General features: G+C 69.5%; 11 protein-coding genes. 8 read left to right on the top strand and 3 right to left on the bottom strand.

Annotated features, from left to right (window positions below):
• Positions 1-10: 10 nt before the first annotated feature.
• Positions 11-871, bottom strand: coding sequence for an oxygenase MpaB family protein (locus tag AC4HOU_RS17665; RefSeq protein WP_163809187.1), 861 nt, complete (start codon positions 869-871; stop codon positions 11-13).
• Positions 872-1002: 131 nt separating this feature from the next.
• On the opposite strand from AC4HOU_RS17665, the gene AC4HOU_RS17660 reads away from it, so the two are divergent.
• Positions 1003-1629, top strand: a complete 627-nt coding sequence (locus tag AC4HOU_RS17660; protein WP_194990729.1) for a TetR/AcrR family transcriptional regulator — start codon at positions 1003-1005, stop codon at positions 1627-1629.
• A gap of 4 nt (positions 1630-1633) precedes the next feature.
• On the opposite strand, the gene AC4HOU_RS17655 is transcribed toward AC4HOU_RS17660, so the two are convergent.
• Positions 1634-2485, bottom strand: coding sequence for an oxygenase MpaB family protein (locus AC4HOU_RS17655; protein ID WP_490724773.1), 852 nt, complete (start codon positions 2483-2485; stop codon positions 1634-1636).
• 296 nt (positions 2486-2781) lie between these two features.
• Between AC4HOU_RS17655 and AC4HOU_RS17650 the strand changes: the two genes are divergently transcribed.
• Complete coding sequence (locus tag AC4HOU_RS17650; RefSeq protein ID WP_490724772.1) at positions 2782-4209, top strand: acyl-CoA synthetase; 1428 nt, start codon at positions 2782-2784, stop codon at positions 4207-4209.
• A 149-nt stretch (positions 4210-4358) separates the two neighbouring features.
• On the opposite strand, the gene dapD is transcribed toward AC4HOU_RS17650, so the two are convergent.
• The gene (gene dapD / locus AC4HOU_RS17645) at positions 4359-5306 is read right to left on the bottom strand and encodes a 2,3,4,5-tetrahydropyridine-2,6-dicarboxylate N-succinyltransferase (protein WP_194990734.1); all 948 of its coding nucleotides are present in this window, start codon (positions 5304-5306) and stop codon (positions 4359-4361) included.
• Between the two features lie 360 nt (positions 5307-5666).
• Between dapD and dapE the strand changes: the two genes are divergently transcribed.
• The 6 genes from dapE to AC4HOU_RS17615 all read left to right on the top strand — a co-directional run bounded on the left by dapE (position 5667) and on the right by AC4HOU_RS17615 (position 11954).
• Positions 5667-6764, top strand: a complete 1098-nt coding sequence (gene dapE, locus AC4HOU_RS17640) for a succinyl-diaminopimelate desuccinylase (protein WP_194990735.1) — start codon at positions 5667-5669, stop codon at positions 6762-6764.
• 117 nt (positions 6765-6881) lie between these two features.
• Entirely contained in the window at positions 6882-7688 is an 807-nt protein-coding gene (locus AC4HOU_RS17635) for an LOG family protein (RefSeq protein ID WP_163809192.1), read from the top strand.
• Positions 7685-8317: an LOG family protein gene (locus tag AC4HOU_RS17630; RefSeq protein WP_194990736.1), complete on the top strand. Its 633-nt coding sequence runs from the start codon at positions 7685-7687 to the stop codon at positions 8315-8317. Before AC4HOU_RS17635 ends, AC4HOU_RS17630 begins: the two co-directional genes overlap by 4 nt.
• 4 nt (positions 8318-8321) lie before the next feature.
• On the top strand, positions 8322-10085 hold the full coding sequence (locus AC4HOU_RS17625) for a long-chain-acyl-CoA synthetase (protein ID WP_490724771.1): 1764 nt from the start codon (positions 8322-8324) through the stop codon (positions 10083-10085).
• A gap of 52 nt (positions 10086-10137) precedes the next feature.
• Positions 10138-11019 (top strand): dihydropteroate synthase, encoded by an 882-nt coding sequence (gene folP, locus AC4HOU_RS17620; RefSeq protein ID WP_490724770.1) that lies wholly within the window; start codon positions 10138-10140, stop codon positions 11017-11019.
• Positions 11016-11954, top strand: coding sequence for a glucosyl-3-phosphoglycerate synthase (locus AC4HOU_RS17615; protein WP_163809202.1), 939 nt, complete (start codon positions 11016-11018; stop codon positions 11952-11954). The genes folP and AC4HOU_RS17615 overlap by 4 nt, the downstream gene beginning before the upstream one ends.
• Positions 11955-12056 lie beyond the last annotated feature (102 nt).

Below are 12056 nucleotides of genomic sequence, written 5' to 3'. Positions count from 1 at the left end.
CACGGGCCGCTCACACCAGCGGCAGGCCCTTGCGCATGCGGCGGCGTAGATCCCAGAGATAGAAGTTCAACGGGAACATCCTGGCGGGCTCGGGCAGCCGGGTGACGATCGCGCCGATGAGCCGCATCAGCCGATCGAAACGCCGCTGGTCCCGCGCCGACCAGCGCATGCCCATCTCCCGGCGCAGATGCCACGGCAGCACACCGGTGACCACGAAACGCTGGAACCGCGCGAACAGCACCTGCACCACCCGCGGCATCATCTTCAGGTCGATCAGATCGTTGAAATAGTCGCGCACCACCGGGTCGATCGCGGTGGCGGCCAGGTTGGTCTCCCAGTATTCGGCGAAGGCCGCGCGATCGGCGGGCCACATCTCCGGACGCATCTGGAGGGTGGCGCCCAGGCGCACGCTGTGCTGATAGAAGGCGTCCGCGGCGTCCTCGTCGATGCCGCCGCGCAGTTTGTCGAGCATGTCGGCGAAGCCCCAGTACAGGCAGGCCGCCACCCACAGTTGCAGGTTCGGGTCGAAGGCGTTGTACTTCACCGGGCTCGACGGCTTGGACCGGATGCTGCGGTGCGAGCCGTTGACGGCCTCGCGGTAGGCGGCGCGTTCGGCCTCGCTGCCCATCATCGCGACCGCGAGGTAGGTGAGCGTGGTGCGCAGCCGCTTGAGCGGATGCACCATCACCTTGCCGCTGTCGACATCGCTTTCCAGCACGCCGTAGGCGACCGGGCGCAGGCCCAGCTGCATGATGACGTTGGCGGTGCCGCCGAGGAAGGCGGAGACGCCGTCGATGTAGTCCTCGACGACGAAGTCCGCCGGTGGCGCCGGGACGGGTCCGCCGGTGGTGGCGGGCGCGACAGCGGTCATCGTTGACCTCACTTCCGATGAGAAGGTTACGCGGAAACCTTCTCACTCGCTCACCTTATGTGTCAATCGACGATGAAACTGTGCAATGCTTGGTCAGTCATTGTTTCGCCGACTCTCGCGGAGGTGCCGATATGGCGGCGCTGGCCGATCTGCTGCCGCTGGTGCGTACCCAGCGCAAGGATCAGGATCAAACCGTGCTGTCCGCGGCCCTGCTGGCGTTCCTGGACTTCGGCATCAAACGCACCAGCATGGGTGAGGTGGCGCGGCGCGGCGGACTGTCGCTGGCGACGCTGTACCGGCGGTTCGCGGGCAAGACCGACCTCATCCAAGCCGTCGGGTTACAGCAGACGCGCGAATTCATCGACGGCGTCGACGCCGCGGTGCAGCGCCAGATCGAGCGCGCCGCCGGCGCCGAGGATCAGATCGTCGAGCTGTTCGTGGCCTTTCTCGCCGGCCTGCGCAGCAACAAGCTGCTGGATCGGCTGTTGCAGACCGAACCCGAGATCGTGTTGCCGTACCTGACGGTGAAGGGTGCGCCGGTGATCGAACTCGGCCGCGATTACGTCGCGGAGTTCATCACCCGATTGCAGCGTGAAGGCAAACTGCCCGACTACGACCCGCTACCGCTGGCGGAGATGATCGCCAGAACCGCGCTGTCGCTGGCGCTCACTCCGCAGACGGTGATCCCGCTCGATGACGATGCGGCGGCGCGGGAATTCGCCCGCGACCACGTGGTGGTGTCGTTCCGAATTCCCTGAACGCTCAGACCAGCGGCCTCCCCAGGCGGCGGCGCAGCCGCATATCGGCCAGAAAAGCGTTGACCGGGAACGTCTTCACCGCCACCGGAAGCCGGGCTTCGATCGCGCCGACCCCGCGCAGGAAACGGCCGAGCCTGCGCTCATCCTGCTCGCTCCAGCACATGCCCATCTGTTCGCGCAGATGCGGCGGCAGCAGCCCGGCGGTGACGAAGCGGTGGAAGCGCAGCACCGCGGGCAACCGCATCGGCCGCGGGAACATCTTCAGGTCGACGATGGCGTTCAACATCGCACGCACCGGCGGATCGATGGAGGTGGCGGCCAGGTTCTCGGTCCAGTACCGCTCGAAGGCGGCGCGATCGGGCGGCCACAGGTGTTCCGGCATCTGGAGGGTGGTGCCGAACCGGGCGGCGTGGCGGTAGAAGGCGTCGGCGGCGGCGTCGTCCATCGGGCCGTGCAGACGGTCGTGCAGATCGCGCCCGCCCCAGTACAGGCAGGCTGCCACCCACAGTTGCAGGCGCGGATCGAAGGCGTTGTACTGCACGGGACTGGACTTGGTCGAGCGCACCGGGCGATGTGAGCCGTTGACGGCCGCGCGGTAGGCGGCGCGTTCGTCCTCGCTACCCAGCATCGCCACGGCCAGATAGGTGAGCGTGGTGCGCGTTCGCTTGACCGGATGAAGCAGGATCTTGCCGCTGTCCACCGGGCTCTCCAGCACGCCGTAACCGACGGCCGGGTGGCTCAGCTGCATGATGACGTTGGCGGCGGCGCCGAAGAGCGCGGCGGAACCGTCGATATGGCGGCGGATATCGAATTCGCCGGTGCGCGAGTCGATGCTCGCGCGCGAAGTGCTGGTCATCGTGGACCCCGTCTCGCCGTTGAGAAGGTTGTACAACTACTTTCTCACCGCGTCATCGGGGGTGTCAACGGTGCCCGGCCCATCGCGGGATCGGGTTGGCAACGCTTCGCCGCCCGCTGTGGTGACGCTCCGCCGGCTTCTGCCGCCCGCCGCGCACGCGGGCGTCGCTCCCGATGCCTTGCTGGGCGAGCTGCCTGCTCCGGACCCGTGGGTTCGGGCGGCCCTCCCGGTGCATCGGTGCTGACGCCGACCTCCTCCGGGCGCGTCGCTCGGACCGGGCGCGGTAGCGTGAGCGGATGCCCTACGGTCCGCCGCTGCTGCTCCGCTCCCTGGACCCGCTCGCCGTCGCCGCGGGCGCGGATATCCCGGATGCCGTCACCATCGACGGCGTCACCCTCTCGCGCAGCGATCTGCTCGGCGCCGCGACGTCGGTGGCCGAGCGCATCGCCCGCGCCGACCGGGTGGCGGTGCTGGCCCGGCCCACCGCGACCACCGTGCTGGCGGTGGTCGGCTGCCTGATCGCCGGCGTGACGGTCGTGCCGGTGCCACCGGATGCCGGCGCCGCCGAATCCGCCCATATCCTGGCCGATTCCGGTGCGCAGGCCTGGCTCGGCGAAGCGCCGGAGGGTACCGACCTTCCGGTGGTCCCGGTCCGGTTGCATGCCAGGTCGTGGCACACCTATCCCGAACCCGACCCGGCGGCAACGGCTTTCGTGCTCTACACCTCCGGCACCACCGGCCTGCCCAAGGGTGTGATGCTCAGTCGCGGCGCCATCGCCGCGGGTCTGGACGCCCTCGCCGAAGCCTGGTCGTGGACCGCCGACGACGTTCTGGTGCACGGACTTCCGCTGTTTCACGTGCACGGGCTCATCCTCGGTGTGCTCGGCGCGCTCCGGGTCGGCAGCCCGCTCGTCCACACCGGCAAGCCGACGCCGGAGGCCTACGCCGCCGCTCGCGGCACCCTGTACTTCGGGGTGCCGACGGTGTGGTCACGCATCGCGGAAAACCCGGACGCGGCGAAGCAATTGGCCGACGCGCGGCTGCTGGTCTCCGGCAGCGCACCGCTGCCCGTGCCGGTCTTCGAACGCCTCGCCGAACTCACCGGCCACGCGCCCGTCGAGCGCTACGGCATGAGCGAAACCATGATCACCCTGTCCACCCGCGCCGACGGCGAACGCCGCCCCGGCTGGGTCGGCCTGCCCGTGCGCGGTGTGGAAACCCGGCTGCGCGACGAATCCGGCGCCCCCGTCCCACACGACGGTGAAAGCATCGGCGGACTCCAGGTCCGCGGGCCGATGCTGTTCGACGGTTACCTCAACCGGCCGGACGCGACGTCCGGCTGTTGGACAGAAGACGGCTGGTTCCGCACGGGCGACGTCGCCGTCATCGCCCCGGATGGCTTCCACCGCATCGTCGGCCGCGAATCGGTCGACCTCATCAAATCCGGCGGCTTCCGCATCGGCGCCGGCGAAGTCGAGACCACCCTCCTCGGCCACCCCGCCGTCGCCGAAGCCGCCGTCGTCGGCCTCCCCGACCCCGACCTCGGCCAACGCATCGTCGCCTTCGTCGTGCCTCGCGCCGGTATGGAAGCACCGGCCGAACCCGACCTCATCGACCACGTCGCCCAGCAACTCTCCATCCACAAACGCCCCCGCGAAATCCGCATCGTGGACACGTTGCCGCGGAACGCGATGGGCAAGGTGCAGAAGAAGCTGCTCGGCTGATGCGGCGCCGCGCCGAACGAGCGCGGTTACCGACTTGGCCAGCAGCGCGCTGTCGGCCGCCTGGTGGGGCACATCGATGGTGTCGCCCCAGGGACTCACGGCCGACAGGACCTGCCGCGAGTGCCCCGGCGGCTACCGCGCGACCGCGGTCAGTCGTTGGCGTGCAGGTCCGCGTTGAGTTCGATGCCGGTGCCCTTGCGGTGCACGACCTCGACGGCGCCGGTGACGGAGTTGCGGCGGAACAGTAGGTTGTTCTGGCCGCTGAGCTGGGCGGCTTTGACGGTGGTCCCGTCGGGGGTGGTGACCTTGGTGCCCGCGGTGAGGTAGAGGCCGGCTTCGAGGACGCAATCGTCGCCGAGCGGGATGCCGAGGCCGGAGTTGGCGCCGAGCAGGGAGCGTTCGCCGATGGAGATGACGGTGGTGCCGCCGCCGGAGAGGGTGCCCATGGTGGAGGCGCCGCCGCCGATGTCGGAGCCGTCACCCACCACGACGCCCGCGGAGATGCGGCCTTCGACCATGGAGGCGCCGAGGGTGCCTGCGTTGAAGTTGACGAAGCCTTCGTGCATGACGGTGGTGCCCGAGGCCAGATGCGCGCCGAGGCGCACGCGGTCGGCGTCACCGATGCGCACGCCGGAGGGCACCACATAGTCGACCATGCGCGGGAACTTGTCGACGCTGTAGACGGTCACCGGGCCGCGGGCGCGCAGCTTGGCGCGGGTGGTCTCGAAACCCTCAACCGCCGCGGGGCCGTGGTTGGTCCACACCACATTGCTGAGCAGGCCGAACTGGCCTTCCAGGCTCACCTCGTGCGGACGAACCAGCCGGTGCGAGAGCAGATGCAGCCGCAGGTAGACGTCGTGCGCGTCCACGGGCGCGGAGGACAGGTCGGCGATGGTGGTCTGCACCGCGATCACCTCGACGCCGCGGGCCTCGTCGGGACCGACCAGCGCGGCGAATTCCGCGGGCACCTCGTCGAGCCGCTTGGTCGCGGTTTCGGCGAATTCACCCAGCTGGGGATTCGGGAACCAGGTGTCGAGGACGGTGCCGTCCGCGGTCACATTGGCGATACCGACTGCAGTTGCTCCCTGAATGCTCACGTCAGCAGAGCCTACCGACCGTCCGGCTCCCGTGGTGCAGCCACGTCACCGGCTGCCGCGCAGATCACGGCATCCCCGGCGGGTGATTCGGTGCGTGGCCGTCGCCGGTTCCCGTGGTAGCTGCCCGCCGTCCTGTCGCCGTCGCACCGACTTGCCCCGGCGTCGGCGTCCAGTCACCCTGGGCCGGCACTGTCTCGCCAACGTCTTCGCGTCGACCCCACGGCGCCTTCGCGTCGGTCGACGGGGCCTTCGCGTCGGTCGACGGGGCCTTCGCGTCGGTCGACGGGGCCTTCGCCTCGTCCCACGGCGCCTGCGCCTCGTCGCTGCTGCCGCCGGAGACCCGCTGACTACCCTGAACCGGTGACCCTCGATCTGCGCGCCGACCCGATTGCCCTCACCGCCGCCCTCGTCGACATCCCGAGTGTGTCCAGGGACGAGCTGGCCGTCACCGACGCGGTGGAGGCCGCGCTGCGGACCCAGACCAGCGGCTTCGAGATCGTGCGCGACGGCAATGTGGTGCTCGCGCGCACCGATCGCGGCCTGCCGACCCGCGTGGTGCTGGCCGGGCATCTGGATACCGTGCCGATCGCCGACAATGTGCCGAGCCGGATGGACACCGAGGACGGCGAGCCGGTGATGTACGGCTGCGGCACCGTGGACATGAAATCCGGTGACGCGGTGTTCCTGCATCTGGCCGCGACCGTCGCCGAACCCGCGCACGACCTGACGTTGATTTTCTACGACTGCGAGGAGATCGCCGCCGAGTTCAATGGCCTGGCCCGGATCGAGCGGGAACGCCCCGAATGGCTCGACGGCGACTTGGCGATCCTCGGTGAGCCGTCCGGCGGCTGGATCGAGGCCGGCTGCCAGGGCACCTTGCGCGTCCGGCTCGCCACCGCGGGCACCAGGGCGCATTCGGCGCGGGCCTGGCTGGGCGACAACGCCATCCACCGGTTGGCGCCGGTCTTGCAGCGGCTGTCCGACTACCGGGCGCGCCAGGTCGATATCGACGGCTGTGTGTACCGCGAGGGTCTGTCTGCGGTGCGGGTCGCCGGTGGGGTGGCGGGCAATGTGGTACCCGACGCCGCCGAGGTCGACGTGAACTTCCGGTTCGCGCCCGACCGCAGCGTCGCCGACGCCACCGAGCACGTCCGCGAGGTGTTCGCCGGTCTCGAGCTCGATTTCCAGGTCACCGACGCGGCGCCCGGCGCGCTGCCCGGCCTCACCGCCCCCGCGGCCAAGGACTTGATCACCACCGTGCACGCGCACGGTGCCGCCGGTGTGCGCGCCAAGTACGGCTGGACCGACGTCTCCCGGTTCGCCGCCCGTGGCGTACCCGCGGTGAACTTCGGCCCCGGCGATCCGAACCTGGCGCACAAACGTGACGAGCGGGTCCCGCTGGCCCAGATCACCCAGGTCACGGCGATGCTGCGGAGCTATCTCACCGGCGCTGCGTGACGCCGCCGGACCGCCACTGATGGCCGACGGAACCGAGGCAAAGGCTGGTCAGCATCGTTTTCGAGGGAAGCGAGACCGAACCGCGACGCCGCAGGCGGCGCCAATAGACTCAGCCCCATGTCCACCGACGCCGCCGAGCCACTCAACAGCAAGCCGAAGTCGACAGCCAGATTCCGCGGGCCGATCATGTTCCGCCGGGATCGCAAGCCCGGCGTCGGCACCGCCGACCGGAATCTGCTGGATCGGCGTGGCGACAGCGATTGGGTGCATACCGACCCGTGGCGGGTGCTGCGCATCCAGGCCGAGTTCGTGGAGGGTTTCGGGGCGCTGGCCGAGGTGCCGCGCGCGGTGTCGGTGTTCGGTTCGGCGCGTACGCCGGTCGATCATCCCGAATACGAGGCCGCCCGTGCCATCGGTTCCGCGCTGGCGCACGCCGGGTTCGCGGTGATCACCGGCGGCGGGCCCGGCGCGATGGAGGCCGCCAACCGGGGCGCGTGTGAGGCGGGCGGCTATTCGATCGGGCTCGGTATCGAATTGCCGTTCGAGCAGGGGCTCAACGAATGGGTCGATCTCGGTATCAATTTCCGCTACTTCTTCGTCCGTAAGACCATGTTCGTCAAGTACTCGCAGGCATTCGTCTGCCTGCCGGGCGGTTTCGGCACCATGGACGAGTTGTTCGAGGCGTTGACGCTGGTGCAGACCCGCAAGATCACCCGGTTCCCGATCATCCTGTTCGGCACCAGGTTCTGGGGCGGGCTGGTGGACTGGATCCGCGATTCGCTGCTGGGGGCGGGCAAGATCTCGCCGGGCGATGTGGATCTGCTCTACGTCACCGACAGCGTCGAGGACGTGGTGCGCATTCTGGAGCAGGCCACCGCCGAGCGTGAGAATCTGGAAACGATGGGCACGGAGGACAAGTGGTGAGCGCGGCCGAACGCGCCTACGCCGTCTGCGTCTACTGCTCGGCCAGCACCATCGACGGCGCGCAGCTGGAGCTGGCGGCGCGGGTCGGCACCGAAATCGCCCGGCGCGGTTGGCAATTGGTGTCCGGCGGCGGCCACGTGTCGATGATGGGCGCGGTGGCCACGGCCGCCCGCGCCGGCGGCGCGAACACCATCGGCGTGATCCCGAAGCATCTGGTGCACCGCGAGGTGGCCGATGTGGACGCCGACGAACTCGTCGTCACCGACACCATGCGCCAGCGCAAGCAGGTGATGGAGGACCGCGCCGACGCCTTCCTCACCCTGCCCGGCGGCATCGGCACGCTAGAGGAATTCTTCGAGACGTGGACCGGCGCCTACCTCGGCGTACACGACAAACCCGTCGTCGTGCTGGATCCGGACGGGCATTACCGCGGGTTGTTCGCCTGGGTGGACGAGCTGCACGCGCGCGGTTTCGTCCCGCAGCCCGCGCTGGATCGGGTGCGCGTCGTCGCCGACTTCGACGAGGCATTCGAGGCACTCGTTCCGAGTACGGCGCGACGAGAGCCCGGCACTCCGGAGCCGGTGGGCAATCCCGCTGCCGCCCAGCAGCATCCGATCGAGGAGTACTGATTCCGTGCGCAACGACGCCACCGTCAGCGTGTTCGACCTGGCCAAGAGCCTGCCCGGGATGGCGGTGGACGCGCCGGGCATGCTGCGCAATGCCTTCGGCATGCTGGTCGGCCCCGGTGACAAGGCGTCGGTCGGCCGGTATTTCCAGCGGGCGGCGCACCGTCATCCGCATCGGGCGTTCCTGCGGTTCGAGGGCCACGAATACACCTACGGCGCAGCCAATTCGCTGGTGAACCGCTACGCGAGCGTGCTGGCCGAGCACGGCGTCGGCCGCGGTGACGTGGTCGGTGTGCTGATGACCAACCGCCCGGAAACCCTGTTCACGGTGCTGGCCACGGTCAAGCTCGGCGCCACCGTCGGCCTGCTCAATCACCATCAGCGCGATCGGGTGCTCGCGCACAGCTTCGGGTTGCTCGGCAGTGTGGTGAACGTCGTCGGTGCGGAATGCCAGGAGGCGCTCGATTCGCTGGCCGAGCCGCCGGCCCGGCTGCTGTACGCCGAGGATCTGCATGCCGAAGCCCAGCTCGGCGATCCGTCCGATCCGCCGGTCTGCGCGGAGGTGACCGCGGGGGAGCGGGCGTTCCTGATCTTCACCTCGGGCACCACCGGCCTGCCGAAGGCCAGCGTGATGACGCATCTGCGCTGGTCCAAGAGCATGTCCGGGCTCGGTGGCCTCGGCGTCCGGCTCCGCGGTGACGACACGATGTACTGCTGTCTGCCGCTGTACCACAACAACGCGCTCACGGTGGCGCTGTCGTCGGTGCTTGCGGCCGGTGCGACCTTCGCGCTGGGCAGGCAGTTCTCGGCATCCCGCTTCTGGGACGAGGTGATCGGCGAGCGCGCCACCGCGTTCATCTACATCGGCGAACTGTGCCGGTATCTGCTCAACCAGCCGGCCCGGCCGACCGACCGTACGCACCGGGTGCGCCTGGCCGTCGGCAACGGTCTGCGGCCGGAGCTGTGGGACGAATTCCGGCGGCGCTTCGGCATCGGGCGGGTCGTGGAGTTCTACGGCGCCAGCGAGGCCAATATCGCGTTCGTCAACGCCTTCGGGGTCGACCGCACCGCCGGTTTCGGGCCGCTGCCCTACGCCATCGTGGAATACGACGAGGACACCGGAAAGCCCGAGCGCGGCCCGGACGGCCGGTTGCGTCGCGTGCGTTCGGGTGGCGTCGGACTGCTGCTGGCCAAGGTCACCGGCCGCACGCCGTTCGACGGCTACACCGATGAGGCCGCCTCCGAGGCCAAACTCGTGCGTGACGGCTTCCGACCTGGCGATGTCTGGTTCGACACCGGCGATCTGGTGCGCGATCAGGGCTGGTTCCATATCGCCTTCGTCGACCGGCTCGGCGATACCTTCCGCTGGAAGGGCGAGAACGTGGCCACCACCGAGGTCGAGGCGGCGCTGAGCGCCTCGCCGGCCATTTCCCAGGCCGTGGTATTCGGCGTGGACATCCCCGGTACCGACGGCAAGGCCGGGATGGCGGCGGTGACCCTCGCACCCGGCGCCGAATTCGACGGAACAGCGCTGGCCGAGCTGGCGTATGAGCGGCTGCCGCGGTACGCGGTGCCGCTGTTCATCCGGGTGGTCGATGAACTCGAGACCACCTCCACGTTCAAGAGCCGCAAGGTAGAACTGCGCAAACAAGGGTATTCGCCCGACGATGATTCCGACGTGTTCGTCCTCGCCGGCCGCGCCGACGGCTATATCCCGGCCTATCCGGGCTACGCCGCCGATGTGGCGACCGGGCGCGCGCCCCGGGACTGACCGGGGTCCGCGCCCGAAACCGGTTATTACACGAGTCGGTACAGTCGACCCCATGTTCCGCCCCGACGCGCCGTCGCCGACCCTGTGCGGACGCCCGGTGGCGACGGACCGGGCGCTGGTCATGGCGATTGTGAACCGCACCCCGGACTCGTTCTACGACCGGGGCGCCACCTTCACCGATGCCGCCGCCATGGACGCCGTGGCCCGCGCGGTCGACGAGGGCGCCGATCTGGTCGATATCGGCGGTGTCAAAGCCGGGCCCGGCGAGGTGGTCGATGCCGCCGAGGAAAACCGCCGGGTGGTCCCGTTCGTCGCCGCCATCCGCGCCGCCTACCCGGACCTGCTGATCAGCGTCGACACCTGGCGCGCCGAGGTGGGGCGTACAGCGATCGGCGAGGGCGCCGATCTGATCAACGACACCTGGGCGGGCGCCGATCCCGATCTGGTCGCGGTCGCCGCCGAACTGGGCGCGGGCATCGTGTGCAGCCATACCGGCGGCGCCGTACCGCGCACCAGACCGCACCGGGTCCGCTACTCCGACGTGGTCACCGAGGTCACCGCCACGGTGGTGCGGGCGGCGGAGGCGGCGCTGGCCGCCGGGGTGCGGCGCGACTCGATCCTGATCGACCCGACCCACGATTTCGGAAAGAACACCTACCACGGGCTCGAACTGTTGCGTAGAGCCGACGATCTTGTAAATACCGGATGGCCGGTCTTGATGGCGCTCTCCAACAAGGATTTCATCGGAGAGACTCTTGGTGTCGATCTCACCGAGCGGCTGGAGGGCACATTGGCAGCAACGGCATGGTCGGCGGCGGCAGGCGCTCGAGTCTTCCGCGTCCACGAAGTCGCCGCGACCCGGCGCGTAGTGGACATGATTGCCGCGATACAGGGTATCCGGCCCCCCGCACGAACCCTGCGAGGTCTGGTATGAACATCCAACACCGTGAGCCCAGCTGGGCGATGACGAATACCTGGGATGCCCCGGAGTGGGCGGTAGACGAACTCGTCGCCGCCAAGGCGGGCCGCACCGTCTCGGTGGTGCTGCCCGCGCTGAACGAGCAGGACACCGTTGCCGCGGTGGTGGCCAGTATCCGGCCGCTGCTCGGCAGTCTGGTAGACGAGCTGGTGGTGCTCGATTCCGGCTCCACCGACGCGACCGCCGAGCGGGCCCGCGCGGCCGGCGCCCGGGTGGTCAGCCGGGAACAGGCCGTCCCGGAACTCGATCCGGTGCCGGGCAAGGGCGAGGTGCTGTGGCGTTCGCTGGCGGTGACCAGCGGCGACCTGGTGGCCTTCGTCGACTCGGACCTCATCGATCCCGATCCGGCCTTCGTGCCCAAACTGCTGGGCCCGCTGCTGACGGTGGACGATCTGCACCTGGTCAAGGCCTACTACCGCAGGCCGCTGCGGCAGGGCGACGCGGTCGAGGCCCATGGCGGCGGCCGCGTCACCGAACTGGTGGCCCGTCCGCTGCTGGCGGCGCTGCGCCCCGACCTCTCGGAGGTGCTGCAACCGCTCGGCGGCGAATACGCCGGCACCAGGGAACTGCTCACCTCGGTGCCGTTCGCCCCCGGGTACGGCGTGGAGATCGGGCTGCTGCTCGACACCTACGACCGGCTCGGCCTGGACGCCATCGGCCAGGTCAACCTGGGCGTGCGCACCCACCGCAATCGCCCGCTGGCCGACCTCGGCGTGATGAGCAGGCAGATCCTCGGCACCGTGCTCGGCCGCAGCGGCGTCCGCGATTCCGGTGCGGCGCTGACCCAGTTCCCGTTGATCGGCGACGAGTTCACCGCCCACAGCACCGAGGTGTGCCTGACCGACCGTCCGCCGATGAACACGGTGCGGCCGGAGAGTGTCGCGGCCTGAGCGGTAGGTAGCGGTTGGGCTGTCCGGTTCGCGCCGGCGGTAGACCGGGCATCGTTGTCCGCCGAGGGCTGGCGCTGGACCTACCGCTGACCTGATTCCTCG

Source organism: Nocardia sp. JCM 38205 (assembly GCF_058222935.1).
The sequence above is the reverse complement of the archived record's forward strand: the minus strand, read 5'-3'. Positions and strand labels throughout refer to the sequence as shown.